This is a genomic window from Rhizobium sp. 01T417, from assembly GCF_056398905.1.
The window spans coordinates 96,845-116,675 of the sequence record NZ_JBFTQH010000009.1 but is presented as its reverse complement, the minus strand read 5'-3'; the positions used below and the strand labels follow the sequence as shown (position 1 = coordinate 116,675).

Here is a 19,831-nt window from a genome sequence, read left to right as displayed (position 1 = left end):
GCATGCCGAGGCAAAAGGAGCGCAAACCAATGGCTAACATAAAGATGGACGACGTTTTTTCAATGTCGTCGTTTGATCCTTCGAAGTTCACTGAATCTTTCCGCGACTTCGCGGAAAAGGGCGCACAGCAGTCGCGTGAGGCCTATGCCAAGATGAAGAGCGCCGGCGAAGAAGCGAGCAAGACGCTCGAAGTCACGGTTCAGACTGCCCAGGCCGGCGCTGTTGAAATCGGCCACAAGGCGATCGACGCTCTGCGCACGAACGCGGAAAACTCGCTGACCCACATGGAAGCGCTGCTTGCAGTCAAGTCGGTCGCCGAGCTCGTCGAACTCCAGACGACTTTCCTGCGCAAGCAGGTCGAGCTGACGATCGAGCAGGCGAAGTCCATGCAGGAAACCTCCAAGCAGGTTGCCGAAAAGCTTGCGAAGCCTTCCAAGGAAGCAGCTGAAAAGGTCATGGCCTCCTTCAAGGCGGCCTGATTCTTTAACAGGACACACGAAGAGGCTGGACCATTTGTCCGGCCTTTTTGTATATTGGGGCGAGATAGGGCTTGAATTAATTTCCAAGTCCTCGTATGTGACCCCCGTCGCGTCGGACGCGACTTGTGCGGTTGTAGCTCAGTTGGTTAGAGCGCAGGTTTGTGGCACCTGAGGTCGGAGGTTCGAGACCCCCCAACCGTACCATTCTTCCACAATGAAATCAGAGTACAACCGACCCTGCCCGCCCGGGAACCATGTTCCGGGAATGCTACTTGGAACTTGTCTCGAACATCTGGCGCGTTGAAGGTCTAGGCGTTCTGCAATTGGCGTGRCAATACCGCCGAAAGCTCGTCGGGTCARCTTCCGCCGTCCGCGCCCTCCCAAAAAGAGGTGGCATTGCGAATGTTTTTCGAGATCCCCCGTTCTTCCCGCCACGTGCGTCCGGTGTCCTCAACTATCGGCTTGCGGTCCGGAGAGAATATATAGTTATCGTAGCCTGCGACGGCGCGCTCCAAGGCCGAATTCACACCTGAATAGAATTGCTTCTCCGGATCGAAGAGCGGGTCCATAAGAACGGCGCTCATCCTGGCGAAATTGCCCTCAATAACCGAGGGAGATGTCGTGAATTTCGGATAAGTTCTAGGAAGCGGAAGCTTGATGCCTAAGATGGTCGTGTAGCGCCTGCGCCTATGAAGATATCCCCGCCTCGCTATGTCCCAGTTTTGATTGGCAGTGTGGAATGATGCCTGCTTGACGTTCTCAGACTCGAAACAAGCCTCGATGCGAGAGTCGATGTCATCCAACGCCAGCCAGTCGTCTTCCAGGTGCATGACGAAGCCGCTCGTCGTCGACGACCAGAGCCTTTTCACCGCGGAACCAAAGCCCGCGTCAAAGGGCGTGAAAATAACAGGTGATGGGAAGTAGCGCCTTACGACTTCGACGCAGGCCCCTAAGTCAGCCTCGTCTCCGAATATGGGATCAATATTTACGAAGACGTTTTGCACATCGTGGTGGGCAAATGCTCGATGGGAGAAGCTGTCCAGTGTCGCGCGCAGGAGTTCCGGTCGACGACCGGCAATGATCGTTACGTCGATTTTCACTTTTGCGTCACCTACAGATTGCCACCAATTGGCTGGCTTTCGCCCAAGCAACCCTGTATGCGAACCCGACATGGATTTGGAGTCCGTAGTGAAAAAAATCGTAAGAGAAAGGGCAAACTCAAGAACGCGACTGGGCTTTTCGTGGCATCTGAAAGGAGAAAATTCAGCGCCAATGAGATCGCGCCCTTGGTGTTTTTCCGTTCGAAGCGTCAACCGCCGATTACCTCGATCTGCTTCAGATCGAAGTCTTTGGCTCTGCGAGCGTATGTGATGTCCCGGACTATTAATGTATATGCGGCTTCCGTAGGTAGCCGGTTCGGTCAGGAGGCGGAGAACTTCGGCGACAACCTAATGGCTGATTTGCTGGAGGGAATGTTTGGCCTCAAAGCCAACTACGTCAAGCATGGCTCCGCGGAACTCCTCGGCGTTGGCAGCATTCTGGACTCCTATTACAGAAGAAAGAAGGGCGCGAGTGTTCCGCTTCTTTCAAGACGTCCCTGGAGAACGCTGCATGTCTGGGGCTCGGGTTTCATGAACGAGAATTCTGCGGCCGTGTGGCCGCAACGATTGAAATTTCATGCCGTCCGCGGGCCGCTCACGGCCGCGAGAGTGAAGCAACGTTTGCCGTTGGGCGACCCGGCTCTCCTTCTCCCCAGGCTCTGGCCTATGCGGGGCATTAAGCAATTCGCTGTTGGAATTATCCCTCATTTTGCAACCCTTCCGCTTTTCAGGGACAGGTACGCGAGCAGCCTTCCTAAAGGATGGCAGATTGTCGATCTCCTGCAGAAGCCGAAGGAGATTTGCGAGTTGATTTCGGCGTGTGACGTGATCGTCTCCAGCAGCTTGCACGGGCTCATTGTCGCCGATGCGTACGTTGTACCGTCAAGGTGGGTAGCGCCGGAAAACTCTATTAAAGGCGATGGCTTCAAGTTCAGAGACTATGAGGCACAGCGAGGAGTTGCGTTTTCGCCTCCGGTCGAGTTCCATGAAATATTGAGCAATGGAATCAAGGGCGAAGACCTAACTGTCTCCACGCCAAGCAACCAGTTGCTTGACCAGCTAGTTTCGTCTTTTCCTTTCAAGTGACTTCCAAGATTCTGGGCCATCCTGATCGCTCTCCAAGAATGGTCGGTCTCAAAGGCTTATCACCGGCGAACCCGGAAAGCTTAGCCAGAGCACCGCTTCGCCTGCCGCGCGAGTGGGGACAAGGCGAATGCCCCGTTCCCCCAAGCGCATACCAATCAATACTTCGATGGAACGTAGAGTTCTGGCGGCAGCACCTTGCGCTCGTAGTCCGGATTGAAGACGCGGTTGGGCAGGGTGATCTCCTCGTGCGGCACCTCAGTGTAAGGGATCTGACGCAACAGGTGATCGATGCAGTTCAGCCGTGCGCGCTTCTTGTCGTTGCCTTCGACGATATGCCACGGGGCTTCCGGAATGTTGGTGCGCGCGAAGGTCTCTTCCTTCGCCTTGGTATAGCCTTCCCAGCGGACGCGCGATTGCAGGTCCATCGGCGAAAGCTTCCACTGCTTCAGCGGGTCGTGGATGCGCACGAGGAAGCGCATCTGCTGCTCTTCATCGGTGATCGAGAACCAGTATTTGACAAGCCGGATGCCTGAGCGAACGAGCATGCGTTCGAATTCCGGCACGTCGTTGAAGAACTCCTCGACCTGGTCCTCGCTCGCAAAGCCCATCACCCGCTCCACGCCCGAGCGATTGTACCAGGAGCGGTCGAAAAGAACGATTTCGCCCCCGGCAGGCAGATGCGGGACATAGCGCTGGAAGTACCACTGAGTCTTCTCGCGGTCGGAAGGCGCGGGCAGGGCGACGGCGCGGACAACGCGCGGATTGAGGCGTTGCGTGATGCGCTTGATCACGCCGCCCTTTCCGGCGGAGTCGCGACCCTCGAAGATCACGACGACCTTCTCCTTATTATAGACCACCCAATCCTGAAGCTTGATCAACTCCGCCTGCAGCGAAAGCAGCGCGCGAAAATAGTCGAGCCGCGGGATTGATGCCGGATGGGCGTTGCGATAGATTTTGCGGATCGCGTCTGACAGCGCCGGCTCCGAGAGTTCCAGCTCGTAGTCCTCATCGATGGTGTCGGCCAGTTCGGCTTCGAGCCAATCGGACTGGTTGATGTCGGATATGTTGTTCATAGGCGTTCACCCTCGATGCGTTCGTGGCGCGGTTTGAAACGTGGCGGCATGGCGACGATGTCTCTGAACAGTCGTCATCTTCCAGCAGATCCTTAGTCGGATTTATTCCCTTAGAATGAACCTCCTGTGACACTCGGCGTGGGCTTTGCTGCGTTCGAAGAGTGGTCGCTTTTTGCGTGCGCCCGCCGAGTGAATGAGGGCCGGGCAGTAACCTAGGGGCGGTGTCACATGAACCGCGGATGCGCTTTCATCGAGAACTCGTCTCCCGGCCTTTGTCGTCTCATTTGCCCAGTTTCGGCCGCAAATGATTCGCCCGAAACATGCGCCCATGCCTAAGAATAGGTGACAAATCGCCGCGTGCGAGACGTTTTTTCAACAGGTGGCAACGTCCATGTGGCCGGCGAGGCGGTCAGGAAAATGTGCTTTGCGAACAAGGGGCAATCAGATTTTGCCCACTTGCCCGAGGCTCCGTTGCCGCGCTCTCGTTGATCACGGATTAACCGTACTGCATTGCAAATCGTGATCGGGGGTGTCATTTTCCGGTCGGGGGTTAATTCAGAGTGATTTCAGAAGGAGACGTAAATGTCCATTTCGCTCAGCAATCTGGATGCATCCAAGGCTACCGCCGTTTCGGCCGTGAATGTAGCCGCTGCTGTACGTGCCGCTCGAGAGGCCGTAGGCTATAGCCTCGACGACCTCGCAGTGACTTGTGGCCTGGTTGTTAATGAGATTGAGGAAATCGAGAGTGGTGAGGATGCTGATCCCGCCAAGCTCAAGCGGATCGCCTCTGCATTGCAGGTGCCGCTCTCATCGTTTGCTCCGATGTGATAATGACCTCAGGGCCGGGCAGGCAGTCGCCCGCCTGGCCTTGCCTCTCCCAAAAACGCCTGTAACACCGCCCTTCATCTTTTCTTAACCATCTCCTCCGAACCGCTGAACGCTCTTGCTCGCGAAGGGTAATTTTACCGCCGCTGATTGTCCGGTGCGTTAGCAACTTCATCGCAAATGTCCGCCCTCGAACGAGCCGGGTGCCTGTGCACTTCGGCGGTTTTGTGTATAGAGGAGAGGGCAATGAGCCGGGCTCGACGCATTGGCGCCACGCGGATTGATTTGAACGAGCTCATCAAGCGTAGCGCGCTTGCCGTCCTTGCCATTCTTGCGGTCTTGCTCCCAGTCCTGAAAGTCAGCTTGGTCAGCGAGTCGGACGATATCGTTCTCGGGGATTTCCGGTTGCTGGGTGGGGCGGCCTATCTGCTGCTGGTGGCCTTTCTGTGCGGCCTTTCTACCGTTGTCATCGATAGCATGCGGGCACATTCGCGCTTCATCGACATGGCCGGATTGATCATCGCGGTCGCGGCCGTCTCGCGCGCTGCCTATAGTCTCAGCGCGAGCCTTATACGCAATCCGATCGCGGTTGATGCACCTCCCCAGAGACTGGATCAGTTGGCGCAAGTCTCCTTGTCCTATGGCAGCGTTCCGCTGTTGCTCATCCTGTTCGGCGCCTTGTGGCAGTCGCGAAAATCCTGGCGCAGCTAAGCGATCGATTGGGGATGGAACCGCGCTCGCTCCTTGGACGTTTTAGTCGATAGGAGAAATGCGCATGTCGAAGACGCTTCTATATGGCGCGACCAAGGTGGATGAAGGCAACGAAGCCTATTCCGCCATTGCGAGCCTTGAGCAATTCCAGTGGCGGAACCGTGTCCTTGTCATCTTTGCAGACAAGGGAAACGCGCGGGCTGCTCGCCAGGAAAACCAGTTGCTTGCCGATCGCGATGCCTTGCAGGACCGCGATATGGTCATTCTCAAGATCGTCGGCGGCAGTGTCAGGGAGCTTTTCGGCGCTGGCGAAAAGCTGGACGCTGCGGCGATTGCCCGCGATTTGGGTGATCCGACTGCCGGAGAGTTCGCAGCCTTTCTCGTCGGCAAGGATGGAACGGTAAAGCTCAAGGTGAGCGAGCCGGTCACCAGCGCCGAACTGTTTGCGATCATCGACAGCATGCCGGTGCGCGCTGCCGAAGTTGCGGCAGAGAAGCAGCAGACGAGCGAAGAATCTGAGAAGCGCGACTGACCCTGCCGCGTTGACCCGATGTTACAGGAATATGTGGCGCTCGGCGGCCACGAGTTCCTGCAGGAAATCGGAAACGGTACGCACCCGCACGAGTTCGCGTGCGCTTTCATGAAACGTCGTCCAGTACGCTCGCCGGATCGAGATATCGGGCAGGATGCGCACGAGTTCGAGATTCTGCCGGGCAATATAGTCGTGCAGGATGCCGATCCCGGCGCCGGAAAGCACGGCTTCTGTCTGCCCCGTCGCCGAAGAAATCTCGAAGGCGGCGTTCCAGTTCCGCATCACCTCGCCGGTGAAGTTCAGCGATTGGGAAAAGATCAGGTCCTCAACATAGCCGATCCGCCGGTGCTGTTTCAGCGCCTCGACGTTGGCGGGCTGGCCATTAAGTTCGGCATAGCTTCGTGATGCATAAAGGCCGAGCGTGTAGTCGGTGAGCTTGGCCGACACGAGCCGGCCTTGTTCGGGCCGCTCCAGCGTGATGGCGATATCCGCCTCACGCTGTGAAAGCGAGAATGATCGCGGCACCGGCACAAGCTGGATCTTCAGTTCCGGATGACGCTCGATCAGTCGACCCATGCGGGGCGCGAGAAAGGAAACGCCGAAACCGTCGGGCGCTCCCACCCGCACCGTCCCGGCGATTGCCGTATCGGTACGGCCAAGATTTGCCTGCACGGACAGCATTTCGGTTTCCATCCGCTCCGCAGAGGCGAGGAAAACCTCGCCCTCGGCCGTCAGCTCGCAGCCATTTGTGCGGCGGACGAAGAGGCGGCTCTTCAGCGCCTCTTCCAACGAGGTGAGCCGTCGAGAGAGGGTGGCATGGTTGAGCCCCAGACGTTTCGAGGCCGCAAGGATCTGCCCGGTGCGGGCCACGGCCAGGAACATGCGGACATCGTCCCAGTTCATGGCTTGCCACGCATCATGATCGGGTCGACGTCGATGAGCGTCAGGGACTTCACCATTCCCGCGGTTCTGTTCTTGTATTTGAGGAAATGCGGTGTCTGCAGGTGCGCTTCGTAGGCTGCCTGGTTCGCATAGACCTCGAGGATACGGATCTTTTGCGGACTGTCCCTGAGGGAAACGGCGTTCAGCGACAGAACGCCGGGCTCCAGTGCGACAGAGGCCTCGATCTCCTCGGTCAACAGAAGGCGATAGATTTCAAGCTGGTCGGGATCGATTTCGAGCTCGGCCATTCTGACAACCAGTTTCGTGCTCATCGAAGCACTATCTCCTCTTCAGTTTGCATCGACCGTGGTAGTCTAGCGGAGTCCTGCGTGGACCTTGAGAGAAGCATCAGCTCGATCAGCTGGGCTTCAATTTACGCACAACGGTTGCTTATCTCAGCGCATTGATTTGTGCAAATTGAAGTGTGATTGTTTCGGCATCCAAAAACAGGAGGAGGCACATCCATGCGTGAGATCGGTCATTTCATCGGCGGTAAGCACGTCGCCGGCACCAGCGGCCGCACCAGCAACGTCTTCAACCCGGCAACCGGCGAAGTCCAGGCCACTGTGGCGCTGGCAAATGTCGAGGAACTGCGCGCCGCAGTCGAGAACGCCAAGGCCGCTCAGCCAAAGTGGGCGGCGACGAACCCGCAGCGCCGCGCCCGCGTCTTCTTCAAGTTCGTCGAATTGCTGAACAAGCACATGGATGAACTCGCTGTCCTCCTCTCGACCGAGCACGGCAAGACAGTCGAAGACTCCAAGGGCGACATCGTTCGTGGTCTTGAGGTCTGCGAATTCGTCTGTGGTATTCCGCATCTGCAGAAGGGCGAATTCACGGAAGGCGCCGGCCCGGCAATCGACATGTACTCCATGCGCCAGGCGGTCGGCATCGGTGCGGGCATCACCCCGTTCAACTTCCCGGCCATGATCCCGATGTGGATGTTTGCGCCGGCAATAGCCTGCGGCAACGCCTTCATCCTGAAGCCGTCCGAGCGCGACCCGTCCGTGCCGCTGCGTCTCGCCGAACTCATGATCGAAGCAGGCCTCCCGGCAGGCATCCTCAACGTCGTCAATGGCGACAAGGCTGCCGTCGACGCTATCCTGACGGATCCGGATATTGGCGCGGTCTCCTTCGTCGGCTCCACGCCGATTGCCCGCTACGTCTACGGAACGGCCGCCATGAACGGCAAGCGCGCCCAGTGCTTCGGCGGCGCGAAGAACCACATGATCATCATGCCTGATGCAGACATGGACCAGGCCGTCAACGCACTGATGGGCGCAGGTTACGGCTCTGCCGGCGAACGCTGTATGGCGATCTCGGTCGCCGTCCCGGTCGGCGAGGAAACCGCTAATCGCCTCGTCGAGAAGCTGACGCCGAAGATCGAATCGCTGCGTATCGGCCCCTACACGGACGAGAAGGCCGATATGGGTCCGCTCGTTACCAAGGAAGCCTACGCCCGCGTCAACGGACTGATCGATCGTGGCGTCGAGCAGGGTGCAAAGCTCGTCGTCGATGGCCGCGGCTTCAAGCTGCAGGGTTATGAAGACGGATATTTCGTCGGCGGTACGCTGTTCGATCATGTCACGCCGGACATGGATATCTACAAGACGGAGATCTTCGGGCCCGTTCTCTCCGTCGTCCGTGCCAAGAACTACGAGGAAGCGCTCGACCTGCCGATGAAGCACGAATACGGCAACGGTGTCGCGATCTACACCCGCGACGGCGATGCCGCCCGTGACTTCGCCTCGCGCATCAACATCGGCATGATCGGCATCAACGTCCCGATCCCGGTTCCTCTGGCCTATCATTCCTTCGGCGGCTGGAAGGCCTCGAGCTTCGGTGACCTCAACCAGCATGGTTCGGACTCGATCAAGTTCTGGACCAAGACGAAGACGATTACCGCCCGCTGGCCCTCGGGCATCAAGGACGGCGCCGAATTCGTCATGCCGACGATGAAGTAAGACGAACGAACGATGTTATTGAGTTGGGGGCTTCGGCCCCCAATTTGCGTTGAACGTGGTTCTGGCCGTCATCGAAAGTCTCGCGTGACATGATCCCGGGTTCCGGACCAAATAACGTCGCGGCAATCCGTCTCACATAAGATGATTATGATTTTCATATTTTGGAATTGTTCAAAACTAGCAAAGCCACTATATAGACCACGTGTAACTGACGATTCTGGAGATCGGCATGCGTTTGACCAAGCAGACCAACTATGCGGTTCGCATGTTGATGTATTGTGCTGCCAATGAGGGGCAGCTGAGCCGGATTCCGGAGATTGCCAAGGCATACGGTGTTTCCGAACTCTTTCTGTTCAAGATCCTGCAGCCTCTGAACAAGGCAGGGTTGGTCGAGACGGTTCGCGGTCGCAACGGTGGCGTTCGGCTCGGCAAGCCTGCGAAAGACATCAGCCTCTTCGACGTGGTTCGCGTCACGGAAGACAGTTTTGCAATGGCAGAGTGTTTCGAGGATGACGGCATGGTCGAATGCCCGCTTGTCGACAGCTGCGGTTTGAACTCCGCCTTGCGCAAGGCCCTCAACGCTTTCTTCGACGTGCTGGCGCAATATTCGATTGACGACCTCGTCAAGGCGCGGCCGCAGATCAACTTCCTGCTGGGCCTGACCGGCGAGCACGAACGCCGCAAATCCCCCGTCGTGGCACCCGCTGCCTGATCGGCGATGACGAAATTTTGATCCGGCCGCGGCAGCGTCAAATGCCGCGGCCGTTCCGTTCTAGGGGAGTTTTTTGTCGGGAGTTTCGCGTGACGCGTGTGTGAAAAGGTCGCAGCTGGCGCGAAATTATACCAAATGCGACAAGAATCACGTTTATTCAGTCCGTTTATTTCTAAGTGCGGCCCATTTTTGGCGGAAAATTACTAAAGTTGCCCATCTGGAAGAATTTTCCACTTCGGTCGTTGATTTCAGCAAACAAATGTCGTTCCATCTGCCGTCATTCCGGGTTCCCCGGGATCTCAAATAAAAGAACAAACCTGGGAAACGATATCATGAAAAAGATGTCTGTCTTGCTGGCCGCGACGGTCCTGGCTTCGGCCATGGCATCCGCAGCCTGGTCTAAAACGCTCGTTTACTGCTCTGAAGGGTCGCCGGAAGGCTTCGATCCGGGCATTTATACCGCAGGCACCACCTTCGATGCCTCCTCGCGTACGGTTTACAGCCGTCTCGTCGAGTTCCAACATGGCAAGACCGAAATTGAGCCGGGCCTGGCCGAAAGCTGGACGGTTTCCGACGACGGTACGGTCTACACCTTCAAGCTGCGTCCGGGCGTCAAGTTCCAAACGACCGAATTCTTCACGCCGAGCCGCGATCTGAACGCTGACGACGTCGTCTTCTCGTTCGAGCGCCAGCTGAAGGCTGACGGCCCCTGGGCCAAGTACGTTGCCGGCGTTTCATACGAATATGCCGCGGGCATGGGCTTCCCGGAACTCATCAAGTCCGTCGAGAAGGTCGACGACCTGACCGTCAAGTTCATCCTGAACCATCCGGAAGCACCGTTCCTCGCCGACCTGGCAATGGACTTCGCGTCCGTCCTGTCGAAGGAATATGCTGACAAGCTGCAGGCTGACGGCAAGATGGAACAGATGAACCAGATGCCGCTCGGCACCGGTCCGTACACCTTCGTTGCCTACCAGCCGGATGCTGTCATCCGCTACAAGGCCAACGAAACCTACTTCAAGGGCAAGGAAAAGATCGACGATCTCGTGTTCGCGATCACCCCGGACGCTTCCGTCCGCGCTCAGAAGCTGAAGGCCGGCGAATGCCACATCATGCCGTATCCGAACGCGGCTGACATCAAGGACCTGCAGACGGACTCGAACCTGAAGGTTCTGGAACAGCCAGGCCTGAACGTTTCCTATCTCGCGTACAACACGCTCCAGGCTCCGTTCGACAAGGCCGAAGTGCGCAAGGCGCTGAACATGGCGATCAACAAGCAGGCGATTGTGCAGGCCGTCTTCCAGGGTGCTGGCCAGGTTGCCAAGAACCCGATCCCGCCGACCATGTGGTCGTATAACGACGACATCAAGGATGACGTATACAACCCGGACGAAGCAAAGAAGATGCTCGAAAAGGCTGGCGTCAAGGATCTCAGCATGAAGATCTGGGCTATGCCGGTTTCGCGTCCGTACATGCTGAACGCACGTCGCGCCGCTGAACTGATGCAGGCTGACCTTGCCAAGGTCGGCGTCAAGGTCGACATCGTCACCCACGAATGGGCTGAATACCTCAAGCTCTCCAAGGACAAGGCCCGTGACGGCGCTGCGATCCTCGGCTGGACCGGCGATAACGGCGACCCGGACAACTTCCTTGACACCCTGCTCGGCTGCGAAGCCGTCGGCGGCAACAACCGTGCACAGTGGTGCAACAAGGAATTCGACGATCTCGTGAAGAAGGCCAAGAAGACCGCTGACGTCGCAGAGCGCACCAAGCTCTACGAACAGGCGCAGGTCGTCTTCAAGAAGGAAGCTCCGTGGGCGACGATCGATCACTCCACGGAATTCGTACCGATGAGCGCCAAGGTTTCCGGCTACGTGCAGGATCCGGTTGGTGTTCACCGTTTCGACGGCGTTGATATCGCCGAGTAATCAAAATTATGCAAAGATGCCCGGCAATCCCGGGCTTGGCCGGCGGTCAGGTTTGATACCTGACCGCCGGAACACTATGGACACTTGCCAATGTTGCGATTTCTCATCGGACGCCTCGCGATCCTGATCCCAACCTTCATCGGCGTTTCACTCATCGCCTTCTCGTTCATCCGCCTGCTGCCCGGTGACCCGGTCATGCTGATGTCGGGCGAGCGCGTGATGGCGCCGGAACGCCATGCCCAGGTCATGCATGATCTCGGCCTCGATCGACCCGTCTATGTTCAATACCTGGACTACCTCGGTAACGTGGTGCAGGGTGATCTGGGCTCGTCGATCGTTACCAAGCGCCCGGTTCTGCAGGAGTTCGGCTCGCTCTTTCCGGCGACGCTTGAGCTTTCGCTTTGTGCGATCATTTTTGCCATCGTGCTTGGCATTCCCGCCGGCGTCTTCGCCGCGGTCAAGCGAGGAACCTGGTTCGACCAGAGCGTGATGGGCGTTGCCCTCGTCGGCTACTCGATGCCGATCTTCTGGTGGGGCCTGCTGCTCATCGTTCTCTTCTCGAACACGCTGCATTGGACACCCGTGTCCGGCCGCATTTCGCTGATGTATTTCTTCAAGCCGGTCACCGGCTTCATGCTGATCGACAGCCTGCTCTCCGGCCAGGCCGGTGCATTCAAGTCGGCGTTCGTCTCGCTCATTCTGCCGACGATCGTTCTCGGCACCATTCCGCTTGCGGTTATCGCGCGACAGACGCGCTCGGCCATGCTGGAAGTGCTCGGCGAAGATTATGTTCGCACCGCGCGCTCCAAGGGTCTCGCCCCCATCCGCGTCGTTGGCCTGCACGCGCTTCGCAACGCGATGATCCCGGTCGTGACGTCGATTGGTCTGCAGGTCGGCGTGTTGCTCGGCGGCGCGATCCTGACAGAAACGATCTTCTCCTGGCCTGGTATCGGCAAGTGGATGGTCGATGCGGTCTTCAAGCGCGACTACACCGTCGTTCAAGGTGGCCTGCTGCTCATCGCCGGCATCATCATGATCGTCAATCTGATCGTCGACCTCATGTACGGTCTGATCAACCCACGTATTCGTCACTAGGAGCGGCTTATGAGTGCGATAACCACCAAGTCGACCCAGCCGTCAGCGCTCTCTGAGTTCTGGTACTATTTCTCTCGCAACAAGGGTGYCGTCATCGGCTTCGGCATCTTCCTGCTCGTGCTTTTGACAGCGATCTTCGCGCCGTTGATTGCCCCGCATGATCCGAACGTTCCTTTCGACGGCATGCAGCGCGTCCCGCCGGTTTGGTCGGACAAGGGCAATCCGATGTTCCTGCTCGGAACGGATGCCGTCGGTCGCGATATGCTGTCGCGCCTCATCTATGGCACGCGCTTCTCGCTGTTCATCGGCCTCGTCGTCGCCTCGCTGTCGGCTGTCGCCGGCGTGCTGCTCGGCCTCGTTGCAGGCTATTTCCGCGGCCGCGTCGACACCTTCATCATGCGCGTCATGGATATCATCCTGGCATTCCCTTCGCTGCTGCTGGCCCTCGTGCTGGTCGCCGTTCTGGGACCGGGCCTGCTCAATGCCATGATCGCCATCTCGATCGTCAACCAGCCGCATTTCGTGCGACTGACGCGCGCCGCCGTCATCAGCGAACGCGAAAAGGAATATGTCGTAGCGTCGCGCGTCGCGGGCGCCGGCACCTTCCGTCTGATGTTCAAGACGATCCTGCCGAACTGCCTGGCTCCGCTGATCGTTCAGGCAACGCTCGCATTCTCCGCCGCGATCCTTGATGCCGCAGCCCTCGGCTTCCTCGGCATGGGCGCCCAGCCTCCGACATCGGAGTGGGGCACGATGCTTGCCGATGCGCGCGAATTCTTCCAGAGCTCCCCGTGGCTCGTCACTTTCCCCGGTCTTTGCATCCTGATCACCGTTCTTGCCATCAATCTGATGGGCGACGGCCTGCGCGATGCGCTCGACCCCAAGCTGAAGAGGTCCTGATATGGCACTTCTTGAAATCGAAAATCTCGCCGTTGAGTTTCAGACGTCCACGGGCCCGTTTCGCGCAGTTGATGGCGTGTCGCTCAAGGTGGATGCGGGTGAAGTCCTGGCAATCGTCGGAGAATCCGGATCCGGCAAGTCGGTCTCCATGCTCGCGGCGATGGGCCTTCTGCCCTGGACGGCAAAGGTAACGGCCGACAAGATGGTCTTCGACGGCCGCAACCTGCTTGGCATGTCGGCGAGCGAGCGGCGCAAGATCATTGGCAAGGATATGTCGATGATCTTCCAGGAGCCGATCGCCAGCCTCAATCCCTGTTTTACCGTCGGCTTCCAGATCGAAGAAGTTCTGCGAATCCATCTGGGGCTGGACAAGGCTGCACGGCGCAAGCGCGCCATCGAGCTGTTCGAGGCCGTTGGTATTCCCAATCCTGCCGAGCGCCTTGGCCATTTCCCGCACCAGATGTCGGGTGGTCAGTGCCAGCGCGTCATGATCGCCATCGCAATCGCCTGCAATCCGAAGCTCTTGATTGCCGATGAGCCGACCACTGCGCTCGACGTCACCATTCAGAAGCAGATCCTCGATCTCCTGATGCGGCTGCAGACGGAGCACCGCATGGGCCTGATCATGATCACGCACAACATGGGCGTTGTCGCCGAGACAGCCGATCGCGTGATCGTGCAGTATAAGGGCCGCAAGATGGAAGAGGCCGACGTCCTGTCGCTCTTCGAGTCGCCCAAGAGCGATTACACGAGAGCGCTGCTTGCCGCCCTGCCGGAAAATGCCACCGGTGATCGACTGCCGACCATCGGCGAAATTTTCAAGGGAGCGGCCCAATGACGCCAGTCCTCGAAGCAAAGAACATTGTCCGCAACTATTATCTGCCGGGCGGTCTCTTCAAGAAGGAGAGAACCGTACACGCCGTCAAGGGTGTGAGCTTCAAGGTAGAGCAGGGCAAGACGCTGGCGATCGTCGGCGAAAGCGGTTGCGGCAAGTCGACGCTCGCCCGCATCGTCACGATGATCGATCCGGCGAGCGGTGGCGATCTCTTCATCGACGGCAAGAAGATCGATATCGCTGCAGGCGATCTGACACCGGAAATTCGCCGCAAGGTGCAGATTGTCTTCCAGAACCCCTACGGCTCGCTGAACCCGCGCAAGAAGATCGGCGACATCCTGATGGAGCCCCTGATCATCAACACCGATACGGCCGCCGCTGAGCGGCGCGAATTGGCGATGGCGATGCTCAAGAAGGTCGGCCTGCAGGAGATCCATTTCAATCGCTATCCGCACATGTTCTCCGGCGGCCAGCGCCAGCGTATCGCGATCGCCCGCGCTTTGATGCTGAAGCCGCGGCTTCTGGTTCTCGATGAGCCGGTGTCTGCACTCGACCTTTCGGTCCAGGCTCAGGTTCTCAATCTGCTCGCGGATTTGCAGGACGAGCTGAACCTCACATATGTCTTCATCAGCCACGATCTCTCGGTCGTCCGCTATATGGCCGACGACGTCATGGTGATGTATTTCGGTGAAGCTGTGGAGTATGGCGCGCGGGATCAGGTTTTCAACGATCCGCAGCACAGCTATACGAAGACCTTGTTTGCGGCCACGCCGCGCGCGGATGTTGACACCATCAAGGCTCGCCTTGCGCGCAAGAGTGCGACACTCGCTGCTTCATAAGGTCGTCGTTCTCCCGTCCCCGGGAGTGCCGGAACGCTGAGAGAGACAAGCAATGCCAGAGACCAACGGAACCCCTTACGCCATCATCGTCATGGGGGTCAGTGGTTGCGGCAAGTCCTCGATCGGCCTGAAGATTTCGGACGCCCTCGGCATGCAATTTGTCGAGGGCGACCAGCTGCATCCTGCATCGAATGTCGAGAAGATGTCGAAGGGCATTCCCTTGACGGATGACGACCGGATGCCTTGGCTCGACCTCATCGGTCAGACAATGAAAGCGTCGCTTGATCGTGGGCAGGGCGTCATCGTTTCCTGCTCGGCGTTGAAGCGCATCTATCGCGACCGGCTGCGCAAGGCAGTGAATGGAAAACTCTGTTTTGTCTATCTGTCAGGCTCGAAGGAGCTGCTCACGAAGAGGATGGGTGAGCGCAAGGGTCACTTCATGCCTGCATCCTTGCTGGAAAGCCAACTCGCGACACTCGAAGTGCCGACCGGCGAGCTCGGCGTCGTGACCGTCGATATCGACAATACAATCGAAGGGATGGCGGAAACGGCGCTCCGCGATCTCAAGTCTTTGGGCGTTGCTTAGCCGTCGGTCCGCAGCAGGACCTTCTTCTCGAAGAAGAAATAGGGCCGCAGGCGAACGCCGATGACATTGCCGGCAAATGCGGCCACGGCCCAGAGATAGCCATGCAGGCTGCCCGACGAGATGCCGGAGAAATAGGCGCCGATGTTACAACCGTAGGCGATGCGTGCGCCGTATCCGAGCAGCAGGCCGCCGATCACAGCAGCTAGAACCGAACGCAGCGGAATATCCCAGCTCGGTGCAAATCGACCGGCGAGCGACGAGGCGAGCATTGCACCTGCAATGATGCCGAAATCCATGACGGAGGTGATATCCGCAAAGACGCTGTCGGCCAGCGCCTTGGCATTGGCGGGCGTCTGCCAATAAGCCCAGGCGGTCGGGTCAATGCAAATGATCTGTGCGCCCTTGGCGCCCCAAAGTGCAAAAGCCGAGGTGATGCCCCAGGGGCGACCGGCGATCGACAGAGTCACGAAGTTCAGCAAGGCAAGGGCAACGGCGCCGAGGACAAGCGGCCACGGTCCGCGCAGGAAACGCGAAAAGCCGCGGCGCGGGGAGGGCGCTTCCCTTTCGAGCGAGCCGTGCCAGCGCTTCTCGACGACAACAGTCAGTGCGGCGATCGCTGCAAAGATGATCAGCGAGACCGCGATGCCGCCGATGGCGCCAAAGCTCTGTACCAGCGAGGTCGGTGGAAGTGACGGCAGGCTCACCCACCAGTCGAAATTCACGGTGCCGAGCACCGAGCCGACGATAAAGAAGAACAGGGTGATGAGCATCCGCGCATTTCCGCCGCCGGCGGTAAACAGCGTACCGGAAGCGCAGCCGCCGCCGAGCTGCATGCCGATCCCGAACATGAAGGCGCCGACGAGCACGCCGATGCCTGCGGGCGACACCGAACCCTTGACCTCAAGGCCGAACAGCGTGCCGCTCGCCAGGAACGGAAAGAACAGCACGACGGCGATCGCCAGCAGGATCATCTGCACGCGCAGGCCGCGTCCGCGACCATCCATGATGAAGACGCGCCATGCGGAGGTGAAGCCGAAGGCGGCGTGATAGAGGGCAATGCCGAGGGCGCCGCCGACAAGGAACAGTGCGCCCTGAGCCGGGCCGTAATAGTAGCCGAGCAGTAGCGTGCCAAGGACAAGAACGACGAGCGCGCCGAGACCCGGCGTGCCGAGCGGGGGCTGCCGTGTCTCGAGGGCGGGGGAGGAGGCAATAGACATGTTGGATTTCCTGAGAGTTTCCCTCGTCTTATAGGCAACTCGGCGTAAACGTTGGAGGAATCAGGTCCTCCTTTCCGCCGGTCTGGCGGATTGTTGTCCTTCTATGAGCCTGTTTGGTATGCGTGCGTTGCTTATGGGTTGAAGCGCTGCGGCGAATAGGCCGAAATATCGATGAACGGTGCCTCGCCGGTGATCGCTTCCGCCAGGGCGCGGCCGGTGACAGGCCCGAGCGTCAACCCGTGATGAGCGTGGCCGAATGCGAACCACAGCCCGTCGTGCCGGGGCGCCTTACCGATGATAGGCATCATGTCGGGCGTGCACGGTCGGGCGCCCATCCACGGCTCCGGATCGAGCCGCTCGCCGAGCGGAAAGACTGTGCGTGCCACCTTCTCGGCGCGATCGAGCTGCACCGGTGTCTTCGGCGCATCGAGTGCCGCGAATTCCGCACCTGTTGTCAGCCGGATGCCCCGGCTCATAGGCGCGAGGAAATAACCGCGCTCGGCATCGAGCGTCCAGTTGTTGAGGGTCGCATCGCCTGCCGCGGCATAATGCATGTGATAGCCTCGCTTGACGCCGAGCGGGAAGGCATAGCCGAGCCGACGTGTTGCAACAGCAGCCCAGGGGCCGAGCGCCAAAACCGCATCTTCCGCGTCCAGAGCCCCCTCGCTGGTGACCACCCGCCAGCTCGAGCCGGAGCGACCGAGCGAATTGGCGTCGCCAGTGACACACCTTCCGCCCAGACTCTCGAGGTAGGTGCGGTAGGCCATCGTCAAACCGTGCGGATCGAGTACGGACCAAGGATCGCGCCACCGCAGGCCGCCGACGAAATCTCCCTTGATATGAGGCTCCAGCCGCGCGACGGCTGCGGCGTCCAACTGCTCGTGCATGACGCCGAACTCGGCTCTAAGGCGCTCTGCCTCGGCAAATTCCGCGTCGCGCCGGCCAGCCGTGCGGAAAATCTCCATCCAGCCGTTCTTGCGAATCAAGTGCTGTGCATTGGACGCTTCGATCAGATCATTGTGCTCCGAGATCGAGTGCTCGATCAGCGGGGCATAGGCGCGGGAGATCATCTCATGGCGTTTCGCGCCGGAATTCCACCAGTAGCGCGCAAGGAAAGCGAGCTGTCCGGGCAGCGCCTTGAGGTGGTAGTGAGCGTCGATCCGGTTGTTGAAAGCGTAGCGGATCAGAAGCCCGAGTTGCTGCGGAAAACCGTACGGCACGACGCCTTCGCGTTGAATGAGCCCGGCATTCCCGAACGAGGTCTCCTTGCCTGGGGCCTTGCGGTCGATCAGCGTCACCTGCCGACCCCTGCGCTGCAGATGAATGGCCGTCGACACGCCGACGATACCGGCGCCCAGTACAATTGCATTCTTTGTCATTGCCGTGCATTCCAACTATTCCAAGCAATGAAAATGCAACTACGGCAGGCTGCACGCAAACGAAAAATGTCGTTTTATTTCAAAAACATTGTCGTTCTGAGTGCCTCGTTTTCGGCTTTGATGCGGACGTAAAGTACGGCCGCGTTCAGCACTGAAAATGTCGCCGCGTAGAGGGGCATCCCGAAGGCAAGCGGAAGGACGGCGATTTCGCCAGCCACGATGACATAGTTCGGATGAGCCATGAATCGGTAGGGTCCGCTGCTGACGAGCGGAGCGCCCGGGAGAACGATGATGCGTGTTGTCCACCGCGCCTTGAGCGTGCCGATGACCCAGAGCCGGCCAGCCTGCAAAACCATGAAGACGGCAAACCAGATTGCGTCGACCGGACGACCGATCGCCAGCAGCCACAATCCGGCGATCCAACAGCCGTGCAGCGCTACCATGAAAGGATAGTGCTGCGGCGCGACCTCGTTCGCGCCGCTGTTTAGAAGCACCCGCGTATTGTGGCGGGCAAGGGCGAGTTCCGCGAGGCGCTGTGCGGTCACGAAGGCGAGCAGTGCAAGGGAGGGCCACATCATGCCGCTCTCTTCAAGGTCACGCAGCTGGCGGAGAAACCCGGTCCTAGGGCGACCATTGCGCTGCGTTCCGGCAATCCCTCCTTCAAGGCGCGCTCCAGCACGAAGAGGATCGTCGGCGAGGACATGTTTCCGTATTCCGCAAGCACCGCGCGCTCGTGATCCAGGGTTCCCGATTCTAGCGACAGCGCGCTCTCCAGGGCCATAAGCACTCTCGCGCCGCCGGGATGGCAGATGAAGCGACCTATATCGCGACGAGAGAGACCGTTTCTCGCCAATATCCCGTCGACGGCCGGGCCGAGTTCCGTCTCGGCAAAGGGCGGTAGCGATTGAGCGAGAACCACGCCGAAGCCGGTGTCGTCGATCTTCCAGCCCATGATACCGAGCGTATCGGGGAAAAGATGCTCCCCCGTCGACTCGACTTCGGCCTTACCCTCTCGCCCCGCCCGGAGAATGCAGGCGGCCGCGCCATCGCCGAAAAGTGCCGTGGCGATGATGTTTGCGCGCGTCAGCTCGTCCAGCCGGAAAGCCAGAGTGCAAAGTTCTATTGCCACGAAAAGCACCGTTGCGCCCGGCCGATCGCGGGCAAATCGCGAGGCGATGGCGAACCCGGAAACACCTGCTGCGCAGCCGAGTCCGAAAACGGGAACGCGTTCGATGTCCGAGCGGAAGCCCATTTTCTCTGCGAGCTGTGCATCGAGGCTCGGTGTAGCAATGCCCGTGGACGAGATGGTGACGATGCAGTCGACGTCGCATCCCTTTAGACCGGCCTGCTTGAGTGCATGGGTGGCCGTCTCGAAAAACAGGCTGCGCGCGACTTCGCCATAAGCCTCCATTCTGTCTTGCCAACCGTGCGGCTCGATGAACCATTCCAGCGGACGGGCGGCATAACGTCTCTTGATGCCGGCATTCTCGAAGACGCTTGCCAAATGCGAAAAATCCTTGAAGCGGGACGAAAACAGGCGCGCAGAGGTTTCCGCCGCCTCCTTTTGCGTGATGACGTGCTCCGGCGTCGCGACGGCAAGACTCAACAGTTTTACGGTATCACTCACGGGA

Annotated in this window: 21 protein-coding genes and 1 tRNA gene; 14 read left to right on the top strand and 8 right to left on the bottom strand. The window is 59.0% G+C overall.

The genetic code is table 11. The features are described 5' to 3' along the window. Window positions 1-29: 29 nt before the first annotated feature. Both AC1DPR_RS12250 and AC1DPR_RS12245 read left to right on the top strand, forming a co-directional pair. Window positions 30-479 carry a phasin gene (locus AC1DPR_RS12250; protein ID WP_477816416.1) on the top strand — a complete coding sequence of 150 codons (450 nt, stop codon included), beginning with the start codon at window positions 30-32 and terminating at the stop codon, window positions 477-479. A gap of 127 nt (window positions 480-606) precedes the next feature. After that, window positions 607-683, top strand: a tRNA-His gene (locus AC1DPR_RS12245). Window positions 684-835: 152 nt separating this feature from the next. Here AC1DPR_RS12245 and AC1DPR_RS12240 read toward each other — a convergent pair. After that, the gene (locus tag AC1DPR_RS12240) at window positions 836-1,579 is read right to left on the bottom strand and encodes a hypothetical protein (RefSeq protein WP_062375956.1); all 744 of its coding nucleotides are present in this window, start codon (window positions 1,577-1,579) and stop codon (window positions 836-838) included. Between the two features lie 141 nt (window positions 1,580-1,720). Here AC1DPR_RS12240 and AC1DPR_RS12235 point away from each other — a divergent pair, with 141 nt between their 5' ends. Then, the gene (locus tag AC1DPR_RS12235) at window positions 1,721-2,665 is read left to right on the top strand and encodes a polysaccharide pyruvyl transferase family protein (protein WP_477816415.1); all 945 of its coding nucleotides are present in this window, start codon (window positions 1,721-1,723) and stop codon (window positions 2,663-2,665) included. A 155-nt stretch (window positions 2,666-2,820) separates the two neighbouring features. On the opposite strand, the gene ppk2 is transcribed toward AC1DPR_RS12235, so the two are convergent. Further along, complete coding sequence (gene ppk2, locus AC1DPR_RS12230; RefSeq protein ID WP_018856849.1) at window positions 2,821-3,738, bottom strand: polyphosphate kinase 2; 918 nt, start codon at window positions 3,736-3,738, stop codon at window positions 2,821-2,823. A gap of 582 nt (window positions 3,739-4,320) precedes the next feature. On the opposite strand from ppk2, the gene AC1DPR_RS12225 reads away from it, so the two are divergent. The 3 genes from AC1DPR_RS12225 (at window position 4,321) to AC1DPR_RS12215 (ending at window position 5,806) form a co-directional block, all read left to right on the top strand. Beyond that, window positions 4,321-4,566 (top strand): helix-turn-helix domain-containing protein, encoded by a 246-nt coding sequence (locus tag AC1DPR_RS12225; RefSeq protein WP_018856850.1) that lies wholly within the window; start codon window positions 4,321-4,323, stop codon window positions 4,564-4,566. A gap of 243 nt (window positions 4,567-4,809) precedes the next feature. Then, window positions 4,810-5,274 (top strand): hypothetical protein, encoded by a 465-nt coding sequence (locus tag AC1DPR_RS12220; protein ID WP_018856851.1) that lies wholly within the window; start codon window positions 4,810-4,812, stop codon window positions 5,272-5,274. A gap of 64 nt (window positions 5,275-5,338) precedes the next feature. Next, window positions 5,339-5,806 carry a DUF4174 domain-containing protein gene (locus AC1DPR_RS12215; protein WP_018856852.1) on the top strand — a complete coding sequence of 156 codons (468 nt, stop codon included), beginning with the start codon at window positions 5,339-5,341 and terminating at the stop codon, window positions 5,804-5,806. Window positions 5,807-5,827: 21 nt separating this feature from the next. On the opposite strand, the gene AC1DPR_RS12210 is transcribed toward AC1DPR_RS12215, so the two are convergent. After that, window positions 5,828-6,709 (bottom strand): LysR family transcriptional regulator, encoded by an 882-nt coding sequence (locus tag AC1DPR_RS12210; RefSeq protein WP_018856853.1) that lies wholly within the window; start codon window positions 6,707-6,709, stop codon window positions 5,828-5,830. Continuing rightward, entirely contained in the window at window positions 6,706-7,020 is a 315-nt protein-coding gene (locus AC1DPR_RS12205) for a putative quinol monooxygenase (RefSeq protein ID WP_018856854.1), read from the bottom strand. Before AC1DPR_RS12205 ends, AC1DPR_RS12210 begins: the two co-directional genes overlap by 4 nt. Window positions 7,021-7,212: 192 nt before the next feature. Between AC1DPR_RS12205 and AC1DPR_RS12200 the strand changes: the two genes are divergently transcribed. The 8 genes from AC1DPR_RS12200 (at window position 7,213) to AC1DPR_RS12165 (ending at window position 15,604) form a co-directional block, all read left to right on the top strand. Further along, window positions 7,213-8,709, top strand: a complete 1,497-nt coding sequence (locus tag AC1DPR_RS12200) for a CoA-acylating methylmalonate-semialdehyde dehydrogenase (protein ID WP_018856855.1) — start codon at window positions 7,213-7,215, stop codon at window positions 8,707-8,709. Window positions 8,710-8,938: 229 nt separating this feature from the next. Beyond that, a complete protein-coding gene (gene rirA, locus AC1DPR_RS12195; protein ID WP_018856856.1) occupies window positions 8,939-9,421 on the top strand; it encodes an iron-responsive transcriptional regulator RirA in 483 nt (160 codons plus the stop codon). 332 nt (window positions 9,422-9,753) lie between these two features. Beyond that, window positions 9,754-11,349: an ABC transporter substrate-binding protein gene (locus AC1DPR_RS12190; RefSeq protein ID WP_192240770.1), complete on the top strand. Its 1,596-nt coding sequence runs from the start codon at window positions 9,754-9,756 to the stop codon at window positions 11,347-11,349. 90 nt (window positions 11,350-11,439) lie between these two features. Further along, on the top strand, window positions 11,440-12,444 hold the full coding sequence (locus AC1DPR_RS12185) for an ABC transporter permease subunit (protein ID WP_016552833.1): 1,005 nt from the start codon (window positions 11,440-11,442) through the stop codon (window positions 12,442-12,444). 9 nt (window positions 12,445-12,453) lie between these two features. Continuing rightward, window positions 12,454-13,344, top strand: a complete 891-nt coding sequence (locus AC1DPR_RS12180) for an ABC transporter permease subunit (RefSeq protein ID WP_477816414.1) — start codon at window positions 12,454-12,456, stop codon at window positions 13,342-13,344. A 1-nt stretch (window position 13,345) separates the two neighbouring features. After that, window positions 13,346-14,182, top strand: a complete 837-nt coding sequence (locus tag AC1DPR_RS12175; protein WP_018856859.1) for an ABC transporter ATP-binding protein — start codon at window positions 13,346-13,348, stop codon at window positions 14,180-14,182. Further along, window positions 14,179-15,018 (top strand): dipeptide ABC transporter ATP-binding protein, encoded by an 840-nt coding sequence (locus tag AC1DPR_RS12170; RefSeq protein ID WP_018856860.1) that lies wholly within the window; start codon window positions 14,179-14,181, stop codon window positions 15,016-15,018. Before AC1DPR_RS12175 ends, AC1DPR_RS12170 begins: the two co-directional genes overlap by 4 nt. A gap of 52 nt (window positions 15,019-15,070) precedes the next feature. Next, window positions 15,071-15,604, top strand: coding sequence for a gluconokinase (locus AC1DPR_RS12165; RefSeq protein ID WP_018856861.1), 534 nt, complete (start codon window positions 15,071-15,073; stop codon window positions 15,602-15,604). Here the strand turns inward: AC1DPR_RS12165 and AC1DPR_RS12160 are convergent. The 4 genes from AC1DPR_RS12160 to AC1DPR_RS12145 all read right to left on the bottom strand — a co-directional run bounded on the left by AC1DPR_RS12160 (window position 15,601) and on the right by AC1DPR_RS12145 (window position 19,827). Next, window positions 15,601-16,821: a YeeE/YedE family protein gene (locus AC1DPR_RS12160; protein WP_477816413.1), complete on the bottom strand. Its 1,221-nt coding sequence runs from the start codon at window positions 16,819-16,821 to the stop codon at window positions 15,601-15,603. The two genes, AC1DPR_RS12165 and AC1DPR_RS12160, sit on opposite strands and share 4 nt — an antisense overlap. 131 nt (window positions 16,822-16,952) lie before the next feature. Beyond that, window positions 16,953-18,200 carry an NAD(P)/FAD-dependent oxidoreductase gene (locus tag AC1DPR_RS12155; protein ID WP_113470040.1) on the bottom strand — a complete coding sequence of 416 codons (1,248 nt, stop codon included), beginning with the start codon at window positions 18,198-18,200 and terminating at the stop codon, window positions 16,953-16,955. Window positions 18,201-18,274: 74 nt separating this feature from the next. Then, window positions 18,275-18,778, bottom strand: a complete 504-nt coding sequence (locus AC1DPR_RS12150; RefSeq protein ID WP_018856864.1) for an isoprenylcysteine carboxyl methyltransferase family protein — start codon at window positions 18,776-18,778, stop codon at window positions 18,275-18,277. Further along, complete coding sequence (locus tag AC1DPR_RS12145) at window positions 18,775-19,827, bottom strand: type III polyketide synthase (protein ID WP_018856865.1); 1,053 nt, start codon at window positions 19,825-19,827, stop codon at window positions 18,775-18,777. Before AC1DPR_RS12145 ends, AC1DPR_RS12150 begins: the two co-directional genes overlap by 4 nt. Between the last annotated feature and the right edge of the window lie 4 nt (window positions 19,828-19,831).

Bases quoted from the DNA above. Each gene is read 5' to 3' on its own strand.
- AC1DPR_RS12250 (WP_477816416.1), top strand. From the start codon at position 30: ATGGCTAACATAAAGATGGACGACGTTTTTTCAATGTCGTCGTTTGAT.
- ppk2 (WP_018856849.1), bottom strand. From the start codon at position 3,738: ATGAACAACATATCCGACATCAACCAGTCCGATTGGCTCGAAGCCGAA.
- AC1DPR_RS12225 (WP_018856850.1), top strand. From the start codon at position 4,321: ATGTCCATTTCGCTCAGCAATCTGGATGCATCCAAGGCTACCGCCGTT.
- AC1DPR_RS12220 (WP_018856851.1), top strand. From the start codon at position 4,810: ATGAGCCGGGCTCGACGCATTGGCGCCACGCGGATTGATTTGAACGAG.
- AC1DPR_RS12215 (WP_018856852.1), top strand. From the start codon at position 5,339: ATGTCGAAGACGCTTCTATATGGCGCGACCAAGGTGGATGAAGGCAAC.
- AC1DPR_RS12210 (WP_018856853.1), bottom strand. From the start codon at position 6,709: ATGAACTGGGACGATGTCCGCATGTTCCTGGCCGTGGCCCGCACCGGG.
- AC1DPR_RS12205 (WP_018856854.1), bottom strand. From the start codon at position 7,020: ATGAGCACGAAACTGGTTGTCAGAATGGCCGAGCTCGAAATCGATCCC.
- AC1DPR_RS12200 (WP_018856855.1), top strand. From the start codon at position 7,213: ATGCGTGAGATCGGTCATTTCATCGGCGGTAAGCACGTCGCCGGCACC.
- rirA (WP_018856856.1), top strand. From the start codon at position 8,939: ATGCGTTTGACCAAGCAGACCAACTATGCGGTTCGCATGTTGATGTAT.
- AC1DPR_RS12190 (WP_192240770.1), top strand. From the start codon at position 9,754: ATGAAAAAGATGTCTGTCTTGCTGGCCGCGACGGTCCTGGCTTCGGCC.
- AC1DPR_RS12185 (WP_016552833.1), top strand. From the start codon at position 11,440: ATGTTGCGATTTCTCATCGGACGCCTCGCGATCCTGATCCCAACCTTC.
- AC1DPR_RS12175 (WP_018856859.1), top strand. From the start codon at position 13,346: ATGGCACTTCTTGAAATCGAAAATCTCGCCGTTGAGTTTCAGACGTCC.
- AC1DPR_RS12170 (WP_018856860.1), top strand. From the start codon at position 14,179: ATGACGCCAGTCCTCGAAGCAAAGAACATTGTCCGCAACTATTATCTG.
- AC1DPR_RS12165 (WP_018856861.1), top strand. From the start codon at position 15,071: ATGCCAGAGACCAACGGAACCCCTTACGCCATCATCGTCATGGGGGTC.
- AC1DPR_RS12160 (WP_477816413.1), bottom strand. From the start codon at position 16,821: ATGTCTATTGCCTCCTCCCCCGCCCTCGAGACACGGCAGCCCCCGCTC.
- AC1DPR_RS12155 (WP_113470040.1), bottom strand. From the start codon at position 18,200: ATGACAAAGAATGCAATTGTACTGGGCGCCGGTATCGTCGGCGTGTCG.
- AC1DPR_RS12150 (WP_018856864.1), bottom strand. From the start codon at position 18,778: ATGATGTGGCCCTCCCTTGCACTGCTCGCCTTCGTGACCGCACAGCGC.